Annotated in this window: 15 protein-coding genes; 1 reads left to right on the plus strand and 14 read right to left on the minus strand. The window is 62.0% G+C overall.

Translation table 11 applies throughout. The annotated features are described in order from the left end of the window. Positions 1-31: 31 nt before the first annotated feature. From VMT40_RS31620 to VMT40_RS31675, 12 genes are read right to left on the minus strand one after another with little or no spacing between them, the layout of a single operon-like run. The gene (locus tag VMT40_RS31620; protein WP_326362862.1) at positions 32-544 is read right to left on the minus strand and encodes a LeuD/DmdB family oxidoreductase small subunit; all 513 of its coding nucleotides are present in this window, start codon (positions 542-544) and stop codon (positions 32-34) included. Next, a complete protein-coding gene (locus VMT40_RS31625) occupies positions 541-1,800 on the minus strand; it encodes a 3-isopropylmalate dehydratase/homoaconitate hydratase family large subunit (RefSeq protein ID WP_326362863.1) in 1,260 nt (419 codons plus the stop codon). Before VMT40_RS31625 ends, VMT40_RS31620 begins: the two co-directional genes overlap by 4 nt. Beyond that, positions 1,790-2,053, minus strand: coding sequence for an acyl carrier protein (locus VMT40_RS31630; RefSeq protein ID WP_326362864.1), 264 nt, complete (start codon positions 2,051-2,053; stop codon positions 1,790-1,792). The genes VMT40_RS31625 and VMT40_RS31630 overlap by 11 nt, the downstream gene beginning before the upstream one ends. Continuing rightward, a complete protein-coding gene (locus VMT40_RS31635) occupies positions 2,046-3,539 on the minus strand; it encodes a PEP-utilizing enzyme (RefSeq protein WP_326362866.1) in 1,494 nt (497 codons plus the stop codon). The genes VMT40_RS31630 and VMT40_RS31635 overlap by 8 nt, the downstream gene beginning before the upstream one ends. After that, positions 3,532-4,533: an NAD-dependent epimerase/dehydratase family protein gene (locus VMT40_RS31640; RefSeq protein WP_326362868.1), complete on the minus strand. Its 1,002-nt coding sequence runs from the start codon at positions 4,531-4,533 to the stop codon at positions 3,532-3,534. The genes VMT40_RS31635 and VMT40_RS31640 overlap by 8 nt, the downstream gene beginning before the upstream one ends. Beyond that, complete coding sequence (locus VMT40_RS31645) at positions 4,530-5,657, minus strand: SDR family oxidoreductase (protein WP_326362870.1); 1,128 nt, start codon at positions 5,655-5,657, stop codon at positions 4,530-4,532. Before VMT40_RS31645 ends, VMT40_RS31640 begins: the two co-directional genes overlap by 4 nt. Continuing rightward, positions 5,654-6,823, minus strand: coding sequence for an acyl-CoA dehydrogenase family protein (locus VMT40_RS31650; protein WP_326362872.1), 1,170 nt, complete (start codon positions 6,821-6,823; stop codon positions 5,654-5,656). The genes VMT40_RS31645 and VMT40_RS31650 overlap by 4 nt, the downstream gene beginning before the upstream one ends. Next, positions 6,820-7,842, minus strand: a complete 1,023-nt coding sequence (locus VMT40_RS31655; protein ID WP_326362874.1) for a UbiA prenyltransferase family protein — start codon at positions 7,840-7,842, stop codon at positions 6,820-6,822. Before VMT40_RS31655 ends, VMT40_RS31650 begins: the two co-directional genes overlap by 4 nt. 54 nt (positions 7,843-7,896) lie before the next feature. After that, a complete protein-coding gene (locus VMT40_RS31660) occupies positions 7,897-9,555 on the minus strand; it encodes an AMP-binding protein (RefSeq protein WP_326362875.1) in 1,659 nt (552 codons plus the stop codon). Continuing rightward, complete coding sequence (locus VMT40_RS31665) at positions 9,555-10,301, minus strand: TenA family transcriptional regulator (RefSeq protein ID WP_326362877.1); 747 nt, start codon at positions 10,299-10,301, stop codon at positions 9,555-9,557. Before VMT40_RS31665 ends, VMT40_RS31660 begins: the two co-directional genes overlap by 1 nt. Beyond that, the gene (locus tag VMT40_RS31670) at positions 10,298-11,509 is read right to left on the minus strand and encodes a cytochrome P450 (protein WP_326362878.1); all 1,212 of its coding nucleotides are present in this window, start codon (positions 11,507-11,509) and stop codon (positions 10,298-10,300) included. Before VMT40_RS31670 ends, VMT40_RS31665 begins: the two co-directional genes overlap by 4 nt. A 22-nt stretch (positions 11,510-11,531) precedes the next feature. After that, on the minus strand, positions 11,532-12,545 hold the full coding sequence (locus VMT40_RS31675) for a cytochrome P450 (protein ID WP_326362879.1): 1,014 nt from the start codon (positions 12,543-12,545) through the stop codon (positions 11,532-11,534). 2,075 nt (positions 12,546-14,620) lie between these two features. Here VMT40_RS31675 and VMT40_RS31680 point away from each other — a divergent pair. Continuing rightward, entirely contained in the window at positions 14,621-15,082 is a 462-nt protein-coding gene (locus VMT40_RS31680) for a hypothetical protein (RefSeq protein ID WP_326362880.1), read from the plus strand. Positions 15,083-15,568: 486 nt separating this feature from the next. Here the strand turns inward: VMT40_RS31680 and VMT40_RS31685 are convergent, their stop codons facing one another. Together VMT40_RS31685 and VMT40_RS31690 are read right to left on the minus strand one after the other, a co-directional pair. Continuing rightward, positions 15,569-17,434 carry a glycosyltransferase gene (locus VMT40_RS31685; protein ID WP_326362883.1) on the minus strand — a complete coding sequence of 622 codons (1,866 nt, stop codon included), beginning with the start codon at positions 17,432-17,434 and terminating at the stop codon, positions 15,569-15,571. A 323-nt stretch (positions 17,435-17,757) separates the two neighbouring features. Next, positions 17,758-18,705, minus strand: coding sequence for a DUF6928 family protein (locus VMT40_RS31690; protein ID WP_326362885.1), 948 nt, complete (start codon positions 18,703-18,705; stop codon positions 17,758-17,760). Positions 18,706-18,734: the final 29 nt, after the last annotated feature.

The raw sequence follows: 18,734 nt of genomic DNA on the forward strand, positions 1-18,734 counted from the left end.
GATGACGTGTAGTGCCGCGTCTGCAGGCGTGTCAAACATGGGGCCCCACTTCCAGACGGGTCTTGAGGCGTTCGAGTAGGCCGCCGCCTTCCAACAGTTCGATCAAGAAGCCCGGAACGGTCGGGCATCTCAGTTCGCCAGCACTCGTCTCGATGACCCCGGTGGCCAGGTCGATCGTGATTCCACCACTGTCCGGGAGCGAATTCACGTCTGGGCACTCGAGTACCGGCAGGCCGACATTGAAGGCGTTGCGGTAAAAGATCCTGGAGAATGACGTCGCAACCACTATCGGGACCTGCAAGTCACGCAGGGCAGTGGCGGCGTATTCCCGACTGGAGCCGCACCCGAAATTCCTTCCGGCCACGATGATGTCGCCAGGTGTGAACTGTTCGGCAATGGCGGGGTGCAACGCCTTGAGACCCTCGAGCGCGGCTCGAGGAGATTCCGAGGCGAGTGTCATGAAGCGGCCCGGATAGAGGATGTCGGTGTCAACATTGTCACCGAGACGCCAGCGCCGCGCTGTAGAGGCTATTTCGATGATCATCGTGTCTCCAAGAACTCGCGGGGGTCCACGATCCGTCCGGCGACCGCGGCAGCGGCGACCGCGGCGGGCGAGGCCAGGTATACCGAGGCCGCGGGATTTCCCATACGCCCCTGGAAGTTTCTGTTCGACGCGGCGATCGAGACTTCACCGTCACCGAGTACGCCGTTCTGCAGCCCGGCGCAGGGACCGCAGCTGGGGCTCTGCACGATGGCGCCGGCATCAACGAAGACGTTGACCAGGCCGTCTAGGAGCATGCGCCGGTAGACCCGTCGTGAGGCCGGGACCACGATGAACCGTGTCTTGTCATTGACTCTGCGCCCGTTGAGGATTCGTGCGGCTTGCACGAAGTCGTCGTATCGGCCACCGGTGCACGAGCCAATGAACGCCTGCTGTACCGCAACCGGCTCGACTTGTACGATGGGCTTCGAGTTGGCGGGATTGTGCGGCAGGGCGCACATCGGAACCTGTTCGGACAGGTCGATATCCACCTGATCGATCACACCCACGCCCGACTCCGTGGGCGCGGCCCCCCAGCGACGGACGAGACCATCCAGCTCTGGGCCACCGAATAGTCCCACCTTGGCTCCGAGCTCGACGGCCATGTTCGAGAAGACCGTGCGCTCATCCAGCGACATGGTTTCTACGCCTTCTCCAACGAATTCCAATGAGCGGTAGGTGAATTCGGAGGTGCCGAACCGGGCGAGCAGGGACAGGACGACATCTTTGGCGTACACGCCGTCGGGCAACCGCCCTTGGAGCCGAACCCGGACCGACTCGGGCACTTTGAGCCACAGTCGGCCGAGCGCGAGCACCGAGACCATTTCGGTTGTTCCGATACCGGTGGCAAAGGAGCCCAGCACCCCCGCGGTGCAGGTATGGGAGTCGGTGCCCACTACCACCGAACCCGGCTGGACCAGGCCGCTTTCCAGCAGCGTCTGATGGCTGGGGCCGTCGTAGAAGGCGCGGTTCACGATGCCGTGCCGCTCGGCGATCTCTGTCAGGAACGCATTGTTGGCAGCCTGGGCAGTATTCGCCGCGGGCACAAAGTGATCGATAGCCAAGAAGACTCGGTCCGGATTCCATACGGGCACTCCAAGTTTGGCGAACTCCCGGAATGTCGGCGGACCGAGGACGTCGTGGGTCAGGGCGATGTCGACATCACACTCCACCACCTCACCGGGAACCACACGCCGGGCGACCTTCTCGGAGAGAATGGCTGCAGCAAGCCCGATTTCGCGATCGACCTCATTCGTCATGCTGGACTGCCGATCGTAGGTCGTTGATCAGATCGAGCAGCTGCTGCACGGTATCAGCCGTGAAGATACGAGGATTGTCGATCAGGCTGACGCCGAACCGGTCCTCGAGCACACCCATCAACTCGATGGCCGCGACAGAATCCACGCCCAGGTCTTTGACAAACGAATCGTCGGGCCGCAGATCACGGGCGATGCGAGTCACCTCGGTGTATGCCTTCGCGATATCGCGGAGGTCGGCCCTGCTCTCAGTCATGAATCTTCACCTTTCCTGTTCCACCGTCGATCGCTATGACGACGCCGGAGGGAATTGCTTCGATGTCCGCGCCGACAACGCAAGGGATGCCGTACTCACGGCAGAGAATCGCCAAATGAGACATGGCGCTGCCTCGGCGGCTGACCGCACCGGCCGCGAACCGTAGCAGCGGAACCACATCGGCGTCGGCGGCCTCACACACGACGACGAAATCCTCGTCGGGGACGTTCTCGTTGGGACGCACCGCGATACCGCTAGCAAACCCGCCCGACACCCCGCGCGGCTGCACCCGCACGGCCGCCGAGAGCGGCTCGAAAATCTCTCCGTCACCGGCGATCTCGATATTCTCGGGCAGACTTACCGCGAGCGCTTCCTGGCACAGTTGGACTCGCTCGGCCGCAACGTCGGCTAGCGCGCCCTCAACGTCATCGAGCAGTTCTCCGACAGTAAGGAACGGCCACAGATCCTCTGGCACTGCCCTCTCGGCCGCCACTAGCGGCGCGAGCGTGCGAAAAGCATGCAGCACCCTCATCACCAGCGATTTCGAGTGCTCGCGACAGGCCATGGTCTCCGCGACGGTCTTGGTCACACTTGCCATGACCCGGTAGCGCGCGCCCTGGTACATGCCCGCAAGCGCATCGGCCGGCGCAAGGAACGATTCGTAGCACTCTGTCCCCTCCGTCTCGACCTGATGGCGGTAGGAGTACTTGGACCAGATCGAATGCTGGTGCGCGACTTCGTAGAACGGGTAGTGCAGGAATTCCGCTGAGTTGGTCTCCCCTGTGACGGCGAGCCGGTGCAATCGTTTCCACACCAACTCGCTGGGTCGGGTCAACAGCGCGATCACTTCGTCCGGTTCGTCGCAGACGCGTTCGAGGATCTTGTCCTGGTAACGCGCCAGCGGCACCAGGCTGGTCGTGGAGAGAATATGTTCGTACCAGCAGGACCGGATCAACGTCGTCGCTTCTCGCGCCAGCGAGGACGCACTGTATGCGCCGGAGAGGACGATCCGAGCCTCGAGGTCGATGAGACGTTCTTCCAGATTCCTGATGCGCACCACGCCCAGCGCGACCTCCCGGCCCATCCGCACGACACCCCGCACCTGATTGATCTTGTTCTCGGCCAGCGCCCCGTACGAGGCAGGTGCGGGAACGCCCTCGAAGTACGCCAGGCCGACGTCATCAGCCGTCACCCCAGGCACCGATGCAGCAATCTGCGCATATGCCGAATAGTTGTGATAGGGACGGCATTTGAAGTACCCGAGGAAGGTGTAGCGTTCGCCGGTCGTCCACGACCGCGCCCCCCACATCTTCTCGGTGAGTCGCCGAGTGGCGGCTTCCATCGGGGTTCCCACCAACGACCACGAGAAGGGCGAAAGCCGTTCCGGAGCAACCTCACCGAAGTTGCCCGCCGAGTAGCTTCGAAAAGCAGGGTGCGGATCGGTGTCGAGAGGACCTACGACGCTGAGCCTTTCAGATTCACGCATGCGTGTACCTCGCGTCGATGTGTTCGGGTCGAGACCAGGATTGTCCAGCCATGGCGGCGCTCATCTGCTGGATGTAGCCCTCGCGGCAACGCACCCCCCGAGTGACCTCCGTATCCGCGCGAGCGTCGACATCGACCCAGCGGTGGGCGTAATCGGTGAGGTTCGCATCGGTCCCGATACGGCGCATTAGGGTACGTACGAGCCATTCGGCACGGCCGGTGTCGGCCTTGATGATTCTCGGGTATTTGCCGAAGGGCAGGCAGATCCGCGTCAGGATCTCGGACAGGCTCGGATTCTGCGGATCGAACCAGGTTATGGTGCGTCCAAACTCGGTCCACTCCGCCATGTCGGCGACCAGTTCCGCGGCGCCGAGCACATCACCCACGTAACAGGGGTAGTGCCCACCGTCGGTGATCGGAATCGGATACCCCGCAAGGGCCATCGGGAACAAGGCAGGCAGACCGTATCGGATATCAGGAATGGTTGCGTCGTAACCCAAGCCCAACAGGGGTCCGAACCGGACGATGTTGTGCTGAGTGGCCGATTGCCGCACCCGATGCTCAGCGACGTATTTCCCGTATTCGTACCAGTTGCGAAACCGCTGGCCTACGAACAACTGGTCGCTGGCGACAGCCTTGTCCGGCTCTCCCAGTGCCAGGATCGAGGAAACATGCACGACGCGAGGCGGATTGGCCACCGACTCCACCAACTGCAGCAACGCCGCGACGCCTCGATCGTGCACCTGCAAACTCTCAGTGCTGTTGGACTGCCACGACACACTGCCCGCAGCGAGGACACACACGTCGGCCTCGGCGATGACGGCGCGAGCGCGGTCGGCACCAAATCCGGGCACAGTCACATCGCACTGCTGATGCTCCCAGGTCCCGACCCCTCGATGGCGTGACAATGCGACGACGCTGTGCCCGCGTTCCTGACACCTGTCGGCGATCAGCGCGCCCAGGTATCCACTGCCGCCGATGACAGCAACTCTCATGCTCGAAACCTCGCGAGTGGACGGTGTTTAGGCGCACTGATCGATTCCCGGATTCCATCGAGCCCGAACGTCAAGCGTGCCGCCGTTTCCAGCGACACCGGCGGTATCGCTACCTTGCCGTGGGCATCTAGCGCGGTGCGCAGTGCTGATCGGTCGAAGATGCGATCGAGTCCGATGTAGCGCAAACCGATCAGCGCGTTCTGCCAGCGGCCGTCCAACCGAGCGAACCGCTCGCCCAGCGCAGAGGCGTTGACCACCTGGTTCCTGCTGGCGGGCATGATCCGGATCCACCGGTCGAAGGCATAGGGATCGACCATGCGGCCGGCCTCCACCAGCGCTCGCAGCGTAGGCGCTTGCGCACCATTGGCAATGTGGACGAACTCGATTCCCGACGGCACCGCTTGCGCCGCAAGACCTTCCGCGACGGCGAGCAATATTTCCGCGGCCTTGTCACGCGGCATGCAATCCACCCGAGCGTTGTGCATAGCGGGCAGCAGTCCTAGCGGAATGTCATTCCACCGCTCCGCCAACAGGTAGAGCGAATTCTTGTAGAGGGTCTCGCCGGTAGTCGAATCCCCGAGGAGCGCAGGAAATCTCGCGATCAACACCGGAACCTCGAGGGTGCGGGCGGCACGCAGCACCGCTTCCTCGCCAACCCATTTGAAATGCTCGTAGCGGGTACGATCACCACCGGCAGCCAGTCGAGTCTCTGGCACGGTGCCCACCGCCGAGCCCGCTACGTAGGTCGTAGAAGTATGCAGGTACGGAATCGAGCGACCGGATATGTCACTCAATCGTCGAGCGAATCCGACCCCGTGCACCGCACCGGCCACGTTGCTCGTCTGCAGCGACTCCGCGGTTCCCATCCAATCGGTGCTGCCGGCGCAGTTCACGACGCAGGTCACCTCGTGAGCGAGACGCTCCAGCACCTGCTCCTCGACACCCCAATGCTTGACGGAGATATCACCGGTGACCAATTCGATTGCACCCTGGCGTGATTCGATCCGCCGCCGTAACCGAGTGGCTCCGACTGATGGGCGTACCAACCCGATCAGGCGCGCGGGCGTCACACCAGCGATGGCGTGACCCAACTGACCGCTGAGACCGGACACTAGAACCGTCATGACAGCGACACTCGCGTGTCGTACCGTGAGTCGGCGCGCAGGTCCCCCGCAACCATTTCCAGCATCATCTCATCGCTGCCACCGCCGAGGCGCGCAAGTCGCGCATCGCGCCATAGTCGACTCATGGGCGTCTCATCCTCGAGATAGCCGGAACCACCGAAGATGTGCATGCACTCGCTCATAACGCGCTCGCACAGCCGTGCTGCGGTCACCTTCAGACCGGCAACATCTCGTGCCGAGCAACCGCTTCCCGCCGCCAATCGTTCGCCCGCACCATAAACGGCGAATTCCAACACCGTCACCTTGGCCGCCAGTTCGGCCAGCCGCAGCCGCAGCGCTTGATGGTTGATCAGAGCAGTGCCGAACTGCTGGCGGCTTTGCGCGTGCGCGGTCGCCAAACCAAGGGCATACCGACAGCCGCCGACTGCCTGAGCCACCACCGACAGCCGCTCGTGCATGAGGGCCCAGGAGGCAACTGCCAACCCGCCGCCGATGCGCCCCAGGATCGCCTCAGAGTCCAGTACGGCGTCGATGCGCACCCACGAGGTGTCCAGGCAGGACGTGCCCACCTTGGAATGCTTTTTCACGGTGCGGATTTCACTCGCGGGCACCAGCACCGTCGTGAGCAGCGGCGGCTGCTCGTCGTCCACCGCGTACTTGCCCAGGACGATCGCGAAATCACAGACCTCGCCCAGTGAGAGGTACTTCTTCTCCCCGCACACCCGCACGCGGCCGTCGCCGAGCGGCGTGATCCTCGTACTGATGCCCAGCAGGTCCGACCCACCGACAGGTTCGGAGGCACCGAACGCTCCGATCGTAGTGCCGTCTAGCACACCGTTCCAGAGCTTGCGGTGGTAGTCATTGCCGCCAAAGCGCCGCAGTGCGGAGGCACAGGTCTCCAATTGCAGGCTCAACCCGACCGACAACCCAAGCATGCCTTGGTTGGCTACGCGCTCAGCGATGAGCAACCCGAGAATTGGATCACCGGTCGGTGTCTCGTCCGGCCAGCGTCGACGGAACAGTCCCGCCGTCGCGAGGTCTTCGACGAATTCGCGGGGGAACAGCCCGTCGCGCTCGGCATTGGCACCGTAACGGTCGCAGGCTGCGGCGATGAGCGTATCCAGGCGGGCGCGCTCCTGCTCGCCCTCCTGTCCGGCGTATCTCATGACCGCTTCAACTTGTCGACGGCGACGAGGCCCGCGGTAGTCGCGGTCCCCTCGCCGAGTGTTTGCTGGTGACGCCGAATCCCGCCGCCCACTACGCGTTTGGCGTAGACGCGGCCGCCGCCGCGCAGGAGGGTGAACATCACTGCACCAGCGATCAGCGCGGTCACGGGCGAGAAGACGGCGACCATCCCTGCGTGCCGCCAGAACTCACCGCTCTTGAACCGCTTCATATCGGCCATCCGGGCCAGCCGACCCCGGTCGGGTTCACACATCGCGCGATATGTCGAGCGGTAGTTCGCTGCCATGACGCCCAGGCCGAAGACCTCGAACGGCAACCACCACCACGTGCCACGAATGATGCCGCTCACAACGACCGGAATCGCGCTCGCGAAACCCAGCATCGCGGCCAGCCGATATGCGGCCGGTGCGCCCAGCCGGATGGCGACGGTCATGTTCCCGACCGAGGCGTCCAAGTCCACATCACGCAGGGCCGCCAGAATGTTATTGGAAATACAGGCAAAAACGCAGTAGCAGATGATCGAAGCCAGCGCCCACCATGCGCCACCGCCGGCGAAGAGCCATGCGATTACTGCGGGAACCGTCTGTGGAATGGTGACCATGACCGAAGCCACGATCCCGTCGTCTTTGACCTTCGAGTACGCTACCGACGCGACCACCGCGCCCAGCATGATTCCCACCGCGAGCATGAACCTCGCCACGGTGTGTGCGGCGAAGCCCAGCACCAAGAAGGCAACGGTCAGATAGACCGCCGCCCAGGCCCAGCTCGCTCTGCGTGTGATGATCCCCGAGGGCAGCGGCAGATACGGCGCAGTGACGTGATCGCCCTCTTCGTCGAGGATGTCGTTGACGATGAACAGACTGCCGCCCGACAACGCGCAGAAAACCGCCAACAACACGATGTCGCGCGGCGCGTTGCCGCCCACGCCGGTCACCTCGGCGGCCGCCCAGCCCATGAAAGCCGGCCAAACGTTGATGTTCGACAAATAGATTCGGGTCATCCACCAAGCGGATTCGCACCGCAGCAAGACAGCCTGCACTGACTTGTACATGACTCACCCGGCATTCAACGTCGGCGGAACAATCGAGGCAGCGAGATGGCGCAACCACACCTCGCGCCGTCGAGGCTTTCCGCTGGTGGTCATCGGCAACTCACCCGGATCCAGCTGCAGCCACCGCAATTCCACGGTAGTACCGAGGATGCCGGTAAGGATCTCCCCGATGGTGGCGCGCTCTGCGGGTTCCAGGACGAACTCCGTCACCACTGTCACCACCGGCTGCCCCTCCGATGCGGAGCCAACCACACACGATCGCCGAAACAAGCTGGGCCGCAGGATGTCTACCAACTGGCCTTCGAGGTCCTCCATGTGGATGGACTCACCGCGGATCTTGATCGAATCACCGATCCGACCCACCACATACAGTTCGTCGTCGTGTACGAATCCGCTATCCCCGGTGCGCAGCCAGCCGTCGACTCGATCGGTGTCGAGCGGGCCGTCCTCGGTGGAGTAGGACTCCGCGACCGATTCGGCGCGCACCCACACTTCACCCACCGATCGCTCAGGCATGGGTTGCTGCTTCAGGTCGCGAATACTCAACTCCACCCCTGCCAGTGGTGTGCCACAGCTGACCAGCCATCCAGCTCGAAGCGGCTGTGCACCACTGATCTCGACCTCCTGACCGATCTCCACGCGACTGCCGAACGGCACGGCAGTGCGGCCAAGGTCGACGGCGCGGGTGATCTGGCCAGGCCTCACACCAGTAACGGCCAGGGTGCCTTCCGCCAACCCGTAGGCCGGGGTGAGTGCGGTGAACTTGAAGCCGTGGGGCTCGAGGAGCGCGCCGAATTGCGAAATCGAATCCAGTTGCACACGTTCCGCGCCACTGATCACCGAACGAAGCGAGGAGAAGTCGCAGCCTTTCAACTGCTCGGGCCGCACTAGATTGACCACCCATTCGAAGCCGAAGTTGGGCATGAACATCACGGCGAAAGGGTGACGTCCGTATTCGAGTAGCCAGCGCAGCGGCTCACGCACGAAGTCGCTGGGCGACATCATCTTGTGCTCGGCCTGAACGGTGACGGGTGACAGCAAGCCTCCGATCAGCCCCATGTCGTGGTACAGCGGCAGCCACGAGACGCCGACATGGTCACCGAGGGACAACCATTCGCGAATCATCGCGAGGTTGGCCTCCACGTTGCCATGCGTGATGCGCAGTCCCTTGGGGTTTCCCCGCGACCCAGAGGTGAACTGCATGATAGCGGTACCCGTGTTCGGGGTCGCCACAGAACCAGCGCAGGAACACCAGCCCGGTTCCAAAGCCTCCACCACACGGCCCGAGGAATCGAAGGCAGCGCTGAGGGTTCCGCGGTAGCGCGGCTCGGCGACGAAGTGTCGGACGCCGCCCACGCCGGCAAGGCCGACGATGAACTGTGTATATCCACTGCTACCGCCGAGCGACTTGGGCACGGGCAGCACGGTCGGGATGGCCCCGGCCCAAAGGAGGCCGAAGAAGCTGAGTATGAATTCCGGGCTCTGCCCCAGCACCACCGGCACGACTTCACCGGATTCGACTCCGGCACTTCGGAATTCAGTAGCCTTCGCGCGCACACCCGCGGCGAGCTCGGCGTAGGTGAACCGCTCCCAGCGCTCACCCTTCCAGAAGCTGAGCCCTCGATCGGTGACCGGGTTGTCGATCCATGCGGTCAGCGTCATCACGCTGCCCCGCTGTCGCCGGCCTGCATAGTGGCGGCACCGGTCGCGACTCCGTAGTAGAAGTCCTGGAGAGCCTGCCACTGCGCGATGCCTTCGCGCACCACGACCAGTGCTTCGGTCTCGAAATCCGGGGCTTCCGTTGCATATTTGGCGATGAGCCTGCGCGCACCCTCGGAGTGGTGTACGTCGACCTCACCGTGCACTGAGAACCATTCGGCGTCATGGTCGCTGATCCCGAGTGTGTTGGTCAGGTGGTCGAACATCTTCTGCGCGGCGGCCGGCGTCTGGCGTTCGTTCACATAGAACGCCAGCAGACCGTATACGAAGTGCCTGTCGCGGCAGACGCTCATAAGGTAGTCGATAAACCGGCCCACCTGCGGGGCCATGCGGTTGCGGTCGAAATCCGCGTCCTGAGCGCCGATGGCGCGGGCGAAGCGGGCCATGAGCCGGTAATGGGCGTCACTGCCGTCTTCCAGGGTGGTCTCCTCGGCGATGAGCTGGCCGATCTGCCACTGGCGCACATCCTCGTAGGGACTGATCGAGTGGATGGCAGAGAAGCCGCGATTTTGTTCGTACGTCTGGAAGTATTTTTGCACCGCCCAGTCGCGCAGGCCGTCGCTGCTGATGTCACCGCCCAGCAGCGAGCGAGTGAAAGAGTGCTTCACATAACCTGATTCATCGATGATGCGGTCAATTTCGGCGAGCGTAGCCGCGACAGGCGTTGCGGTTTCCTCGAGTGCAGTCATCTGATCTCGACCTCCAGCGTCGAGTACGACCGCATGGCGAAGCGGTCGCCTTGTACGGGCTCTGACAGCAAGCTGATTCGGGGGTATTGCGTGAAGACGCGGTCGAGCGTGATCTCGGCTTCCATGCGCGCGAGCGCCGCTCCCATGCAGAAGTGGATCCCCGAACCGAAAGCAATGGACTTGCCTTCGTCACGAGTGATCACGTACCGGTCCGGGTCGGGGAACTGGCGCGGGTCACGGTTGGCTGCGCCGATCATGCCCATAATCCGTTGTCCAGCAAGGAATTCCACACCTTCGTAGGTGAAATCCTTGGTGACCAGTCTCCCGACGTACTGGACCGGCGAATCCCAGCGCACCGATTCGGCAATGGCTCCTACAGCAAGCCCGGGCTCCTGCAGTAACAGTTGCAGCTGGCCGGGATTGCGTAGCAATGCGACCAGAGTGCTGCCGATGGTGCTCGTCGTTGTCTCGTGTCCGGCGGCAAACAGGAACACCACGTTCCCGATGATCTCGGCGCGAGTGAGTCGCTCACCATCGGCTTCTGCTTCCAAAAGCGCGGATATCAGGTCATGCCCGGGCTGTAGAGCCTTCTGCTCGACAATTTGCCCGAACAGTTCGAGAAACCAACTGGAAGCAGCTTCGGCAGCCTCGAGCTGCGCGTCCGAGATCAAGGGATCCAGCAGCGGAACCAGCGCCGAGGAACGGACCTTCGCTTCCTCATGCAGCGTCTCGGGCACGCCCAACATTCGGCAAATAATCTTCACCGGCAGCTGGTCGGCAACCACACGTATGAAGTCGTTGTCATGTTCGAGGTTGTCGAGCAGGCTGTCGACGACGTCACGGGTGTAGGTCCGCAGGGATTCGACCCGTCGCGGGGTGAATGCCTGCGCAAAGATCCGGCGGAGGCGTGTGTGGTCCGGCGGGTCCTTGTAGAAGATCCAGTCCACCGAGACACGGTCCACTCCCCCGCCTTCGGCGAAGTTGCCGAAGAAGCGCATCTCATCGCCACGCCCGAGGTTGTTCGAGCGCAGCAAGTCATCGAGCTCACGATATCCCGAGATCAACCACGCGTTCAGCTGGGGATGGAAGAATGTGGGCGAGTGCGCCCGCAGCTTGTGATAGTGCGGATACGGATCGCGCAGAAAGTCCTGGGCGAACGGGTCGAAAACGTCTGCAGCGCTTCGATCCTCTTGATTTACCTGTGCCATCGGCACTCCTTGCGAATAACCGTCACAGCACGACCCCTAGTGAGTTCAGGCCGCGAATGAAGAGGCTTCGGTTCCAGTCCGGTGTTTCGTCGACCACTCGAGGGACTCCGAATCGCCGGAAATATTCACGGAATACGACCGATGCTTCGGCCCGAGCGAGCGAGGCGCCAAGGCAGAAGTGGATGCCGCCACCGAAGCCGAGATGCGACCTCGCGTTCTCACGGCGCACGTCGAATCGGTCACCGTCGGCGAAAACCAGCGGATCACCGTTCGCGGCCTGCTGCAGGACCACCACCATGTCACCTGGAGAGATCTGCATGTCACCGACGACAACCGGCTCGTGGGCGATACGCGAGGTGGTCCGGATCGGGCCCTCGTAGCGCAGGACCTCCTCGACAGCGTTGGGCATCAGATCGGGTTCGTTCACTAGCGCCTCTACTGCGCGCGGGTTACGCGCGAAGGCCAGTAGCCCATTGCCGATCAAGTTCATGGTGGTCTCGTGGCCGGCCCACACCAGCAGCATGAGGTTGGCGATCAAGGCCTGACGGCCGCTTTCGCTTCTGAAGTTCAGGTTGTCGAGGACCAGCTTCGTGGTGATGTCATTGCGTGGCGCGCACTGCCTGTCGTCGATGAGATCGGACAGATACGCAGAGAACTCTTCGACGGCTCGCCCACACTCGAGCAGAGGTTCGGCGGACACTCCGGGTTCGAACAGCCGCACCAGATCTGAGGACCAGCGCTTGAAGGCGGCGCGGTCACCGCCGGGCACCCCGAGGATCTCGCAGATCACAAGGATCGGGACCTCGTAGGCCAATGACGGCATCAGGTCAACCGGTTGATCGGCACCCTGGATGGCTGTCATCGCGTCGGCGACGACAGCCTCGATGATGGGATCGAAGTCCTGGATGGCTCGCGGCGTGAAAGTCGCCGCAAACGCCGACCTGATCGGAGTATGGTCCGGCGGGTCGAGCTGCGACATCCACTTCCGCAACATCGCGATCGGCGCACGCCCTTCTGGCCCCAGCTGTTCTTCCATCAGATCCCAGTAGCCGGCCTTTCCGAAGGCCTTGTGGTTCCGGACTATCCGAGTAGCTTCGTCGTGACCAGTGACCAACCAATATTTATTGGGAGGAAATGCCGCACTCCGAACTATCCGACCCCGAGCCCGCATTTTCGAATACAGTGGCCGAGGGTTGTCGAGATAAATCTCGTCGAACAAATGCGCCTCAAGGTTTTCAGCCATAAAAACAAACTCCGTAGATAGTGGGAGCACTATACCGACACCAGCGACGCTTGCCGCGAGACACCTAGTCCTGGCAGATACCCTGCGCTGCAACCATTTTCGCGAGCGCCCAGTCCGATCGCGTGAACCCTAGGGCCCCGGACGGTGATCCGAGTCACCGTTTACGCCAACGGATATCGCTAGATCGACTCGCTCCCTTCCCATTTGGGAATGGACCCCAATCGGGGGTTCTCAAGCGGTAGCTGCCAAATTCATTCATGGCGATAGACTTCGCACTGCCCACACAAACAACCACGACACACCGTGAACAACGGCCGCTTCACAAAGCCACCGAGATGTCACAGCATCACGAAATCTGCACCTCAACTCGAGCGCTCCGATTCGACGACTACATCACGCTTGAGCCTGGGAGCCTAGGTATCCATCACGCATCCATAGCTCACGCCCACGGCCCGCGAGGCTGAGTTTCTGCCTCCGAGACCGACTGAGCATCACTCCGACGCGACGGGGGCCATCGCTGCACCACCTGGAGTACCTCACCTTCCCGTGAGCCACCGAGCCGCCGGCCGACTGACCAATTGAGACCAGCTGAACAAAGTATGTTCGGCGACAACGGTTTGCCGGTAGGTAAGCCCCGGATGCACCTGACCCTCCCTAACTAGCAAGAATTGCTTTTGCAGCGTAGGCATGCGGACTCGCTGCGCGTGCAGTCGGCATATGACCTACCCGCGGGTCGCTAGGCTGCGAACGTGCCCGCCGAGGGGGGAACGCACAGGTTCTGTTCGCTCGGCGGGCACGTGTTCATTTTGGTCGGCGGTTTCGACCGTTCACCATCAGGTTATGGGTGCTCCCGTCGCGGCGGAGGTGACTAGGAATCTGCCAAAGCGGACAGCGACTTCCAGCTCGAGCGTGGAGGGGCCATCGTCTCCGCGACCCCTCCACGCGACCTACCTCCAAACGCCACCTAGCCCTTTGGCTGACTAGCGACGCCCTCGGTCCAGGGAACTTGGATATAGTGCTCGGCTCGGGAGTGGCCAACTCCCCGAGTGATCAATAGAAGAAGACTTGCCCGAGGATGGGCACGTCCTGCCAGGTCAATTGGTGCGCTTTGCCGGTGGGATCAAGCTGCCAACAAGCCGCCGACTGTCCGTGGAAGCTCCAGCACCCGATCGGCGCGTTCTTACCGTATGGCGACACAACCCGAATCTTCCTTGCACCAGGATTCCAGAAGTCAAGTTCGGACGGAGTCGTGACGTACACAGTGACGTCGTCGACCCCCGACTGTGGCCAATCATCGGCAGTGGCGATGCCTGCGCCGAGCAAGCAAGCAGGAGCGACTGCGACGGCCATAAACGTGGCTAACCGAAAACTTCTGCGCATTGATCCCTCTTTCGCAGCGATCGTTGTGGGTGCGGCGGCATTACCAAGCGACATGCTCGTGAGCAGAAGGTGCTAGATGACATCACAGGAGACCTCGTCCCCAAAGAGAACCCGATGGTGGATCAAAGTCCACTTATTGGATAAAAAACTTGCCGAAGTCTGTCGAGAGCAATGCCGATGCTGTAGATCACACCGGAGGTCACACAAACAATCACGGCACACACCGTGAACAACGGCCGCTTCGCGAGGCCACCGAGATTCCGCAGCACCATGAAATCTGTACCTCAACTCGAGCGACTACGATTCGACGATAGCAACACGCTTGAGTTTGGGAACCTAGGTACTCACGGCGCATCCATGTTCATACCTAAAGCAGCGTTCGAGAAAACCAACTAACCGTAGGTGGCATACCTACAAGATACTTATAACAAATCACTCCCGAGCGCGCCGATTTCAGGTCTTTGAGGCATCCCTGGCAAGATCGAACTATGAATTCTCGTACCTATTCTCGGATTGCAACCATCGTGGCGATCTCCTGCTCGACCGGGACGCTTGTCGGTGTCCCCGGCGCCTTGGCCTCCCCAGACTCAAAGCCGGAGAAGCTCTGCACGATCACGTACCCGACACCGGATGACTTCACCATCACCGCTTCGACCGAGGTATTCGTCAGGCCGACCGGCGTCGGCAGGTTCACCCTGACAGCACACACTGACGCGAAGTCGCAGACACCCTATGACCAGCGCTTTCAGGTGACCTGGTCGAACCTCGACACTGGCAAGAACGGGCAAGACGAAACGTCCGCCAAAGTCCAGGGCTCGGACAACGTACTCACTATTCCGAACCTCGCCACCGGACCCGGTCGCATACCGCTGGTCCTAGGAATCGCCAATCATGGCTCCGGCCCCAACTACACCAACGGTGACTGCCAAGTCGAATACAAGGCCGAATAGAAGGGATACCCGCGAGGCTGAGCTGCACGCCGCGGATACCGACTGAGCATCACTCCGTAATCACGGCTCGTTGCGGTAGGTAAGCCCCGGATGCACCTAGCAATCCCTATCTAGCCAGCATTGTCTATGCAGCGTAGGCATGCGGACTCGCTGCTGAAGCAGTCGACACGACCTTTGCCGCAGGTTGTCGAGCTGCGAACGTGCCCGCCGAGGGGAACACAGGGTCTTTTCCCTCGGCGGGCACGTATTCATTCTGTGCAGCGGTTTTCCTACTACGCCACCCATGTTATGGATGATCCCTCTGCCATGAAGACGACAAGGCAGTGCTTGAAAGTCGGTTCTAAAGTTCCGCTTGGCCGCTAAATCATATAACTCTGGCCGTAGGGGCGGCATCCAGCAATCCGAACGTACGCCCAGGCGGACTCGATCGGGGGCCGAGGGCCGACCGGTGGCCAGACCACGGCTTTCCAGCGTCAATGCACACGTTCACAGCTCTACGGTATCGGCATCACCGCGCACATCGGCCCCAGGATAATTAGACGTGGAACGCAACAACCGCGATCGTGACGACCCCTGTGGCAATTCTTCACCTCCCAAGCCCTGGATTTTGCGTTGGTCTCCTTCGTGTTTGCCGGATACTGAACCGCTCTTGCAACCGCACCGCACTGCGATCGGGTTGTTTGCCAGGTCGAATTCTGCGCGGATCGCAAGGGCCAGCGCGGTGCTGTGGAGCACGGTGAGCCACACGAAGGACAAGGTGAGGAGGTAGGTCCCGACCTCGGGGGGAAGCAGGATGGGGACGAGGATGGCCGCGGTCAGACAGCAGATTGCCAAGCCTGTCTCGGTGCGGGCACTTGCTAGTGCACGTCGCAGGCTGGGTTGCTGGTCGAATTTGTCGGTTCGCTGGAACGAGGTGCGGCGGCCGAGCAGCACATCCAGCCCGGCGCCGGTTATGGTCGGTGTGACGGCCATGAGCGCGATCATCCCGCCCAGGGTGGTGCGATTGTCGGTGCCGATGACCTTCCGGTAGATCGCCCACCGGATGAGTCGTCGGGCGACGAGAATGGCGACAGTTCCGATAAGGACAGACGGGATGACCGGCGGTACGTTGCCGGACATGGCCATGGAAATCAGCAGTGCTCCGCTGATAGGCAGCGAGAGAACACCCACGCCTACCGTGAGAATGACAAGGTCGTAGTTTCCGTGTCGCCAGCGCTGGGTCCGCGTCAGACGCGACGGTCGCCGCCACGGCCCGGGAACAAACAGCCGCCAGTGCCTTTTGAATTCCTGACCGGGTCCATAGGTCCAGCGGTAGCGCTGCTTCTTCAGTTCCGAGAACGTTTGCGGGATGAGTCCGCGCCCGTACACACGGGGTACGAATAGTGACTGCCACCCGGCCGCGTGGACGCGAATGGCGAATTCCGAATCCTCGGTCATACACCACTCGGCCCAGCCACCGACTTCGTCCAAGGCGGTGAGCCGGATCAGTGACACCGTCCCTACCGTGATTCCGGCACCCTTCTCGTCCCGGGACACCATCTCGGTCGCCTGCGCCCACTGGTATCCCGCGTTCACCATGCGCTGGAATCCGGAATGCTCGAAGTCCCGGTATGCGTGTGGAGACTGGACGAAACCGAGATCCGGGTCATCGAACTGCCCGACGGTGTCGCGCAGCCATCGCGGATCCACCTGGTAGTCCGCATCGACGAGCGCGATCAACGCGGTCCGCGGATTAACGAGCGGGCGTGCCCAATTCAAGGCGCCGGCTTTGGCGCCGCTGATGCCCTCGACGTGGACGAATCGAAAGCGGGGACCGAGCCGTTCACAGTGGTCTTCGATCGGCCGCCACAGTGCTGGGTCCGCGGTGTTGTTGTCGATCACAAGCACGTCGAACGCCGGATAGTCCAACTGGCTGAGATGGTCGAGTGTGGCGATCACAATATCCGGCGGTTCGGCATGGACGGGTACCTCGATGGTGACGAATGGCGGGTTCGGTGGTAACGGGCGCGTAAGAATAGTCCCGCCGCGGTGCCAGCGCCGGCGAATGACACAGTCCCATCCCTCGTACTGCCGAACGAGACCGGGTACGGTCCGGACGAACCCAAGGATGCCGACGACCCACAGCAGCACCAGTGTGACTGGGTCTACCGACAACTGGATCAACAGGAGAAAGAGCCGCACGGTACCCGTTCCTGTGATGCCGAGCAGACTGCCCCATAAGACCATGCCTGCGGCCGAATATTCATTCCAGCGCAAACCTGTCCGCCCGGTGAACACCTCTATGCTCACAATTACGGCAGCAAGGACATGCAAAGCAGCCAATACGACAAGACAGATATTGATTGCGGCCACCGCAGTCGAACTCCTTAACTAACCGCCAGAGCACTAGGCAAATCGCAGGGCATGTCGACACTGGCCTTCTCCCAGTGAGTGGCGCGTCGCGAGTTCACACCCGTGCGCTGGTACGAGGTCTCCGGCGTAAGTACTGGTCGTGCGCATAGCGCTCTGAACGGTGGGCGCGGCTCCGACCACCGCTATGCATCATTGACGGCCGGCCGAAGCAGCACATCCGTCGCAGCTCGGTAGGGCATAGGTAATCGATAGCACGGTCGCACGATCGAGCCGAGATGTTGTCAAACCCTGTGGATGTGGAACTCGATTGAGACTGCCTGCTGTCAGCTGAACCTGGTCCAGGTGAATGAGGCCCGCCAGCCTGATCGGTCTTCCATCCAGCCGGTGAAGGCTGCTATGACCTGGTCGCGGGAACCTGTGGTGGTGTGGAAATGGGCGTGCGGGCCGCCGTCGCGGTATTCCAGGTCGAAAGTGTCGTCGGGGTGTCGGTAGGTCTGGATGTACTCCTGTTCGGCGTTGAGCCGCTCGAGGATGAGGAAATTGTTGTTCGGTGCGGTCAACTCCAGCAGCAGGGTGGCCAGTGTGTGTTTCGAGGGGTCGTCCTTGCAGACGCCGTTTTCGCTCGTTGCGCGCCATGATGCCCCGGCAGCAGGTGCTGAGCCCGGCGGCCCCAGCAAGAATCCGCACAGCGGGACACTCCATGCTTTCGTCTCATCGGGCTCAGCGGAGCCTTCCAGGACGTATCCGAAGAATGCGCGCAACGCCTCTTCACCCAGCTCCAGCGGATGGAACGGCAGTCTGTAATCCTCGACCGGATGGTAGCCGTCCCAATAGGGTTGCTCGAACGGCAGTGGCTTTCCGATGTCCTCCCGCACGCCGTCGTCAGGGGACAGACTCAGCGATCTGATCAGCGTGTAGTCCTCCCACACCGCGAAGGCCAGCGAGTCGGTCATGCTGAACATCGAGTGCGCAAACACCCGTCGTCCGGGTTTCGGATCCAACAGATGAAGCGGAAGGGTCGAGGGCCGGTGAGTGGACACTTCGGCGCTATAGACGATCCGCAAACCGGGAAAACAACCGACATAGACCAGACCTTCGTCCGGAAACCCTAGCTCACCAAGCAGGCCATCCTCCGCCGCCTCGACCGACCGGCCCGGGAACAGCTGTGCAACCGCTTCACCGGCCGTGTCCCGGTCGAGTGCGGGCTCGGATCGCAGCACTGCAATCGGGTCGTGGTCGGCATGGACGACCATCGCGGTCTTCGCCCCCATCGCGTCCTCCCGCGTTCGATGTGCACTTC

The sequence above is a fragment of the Nocardia sp. CDC160 genome (assembly GCF_035818795.1).
Classification (GTDB): Bacteria; Actinomycetota; Actinomycetes; order Mycobacteriales; family Mycobacteriaceae; genus Nocardia.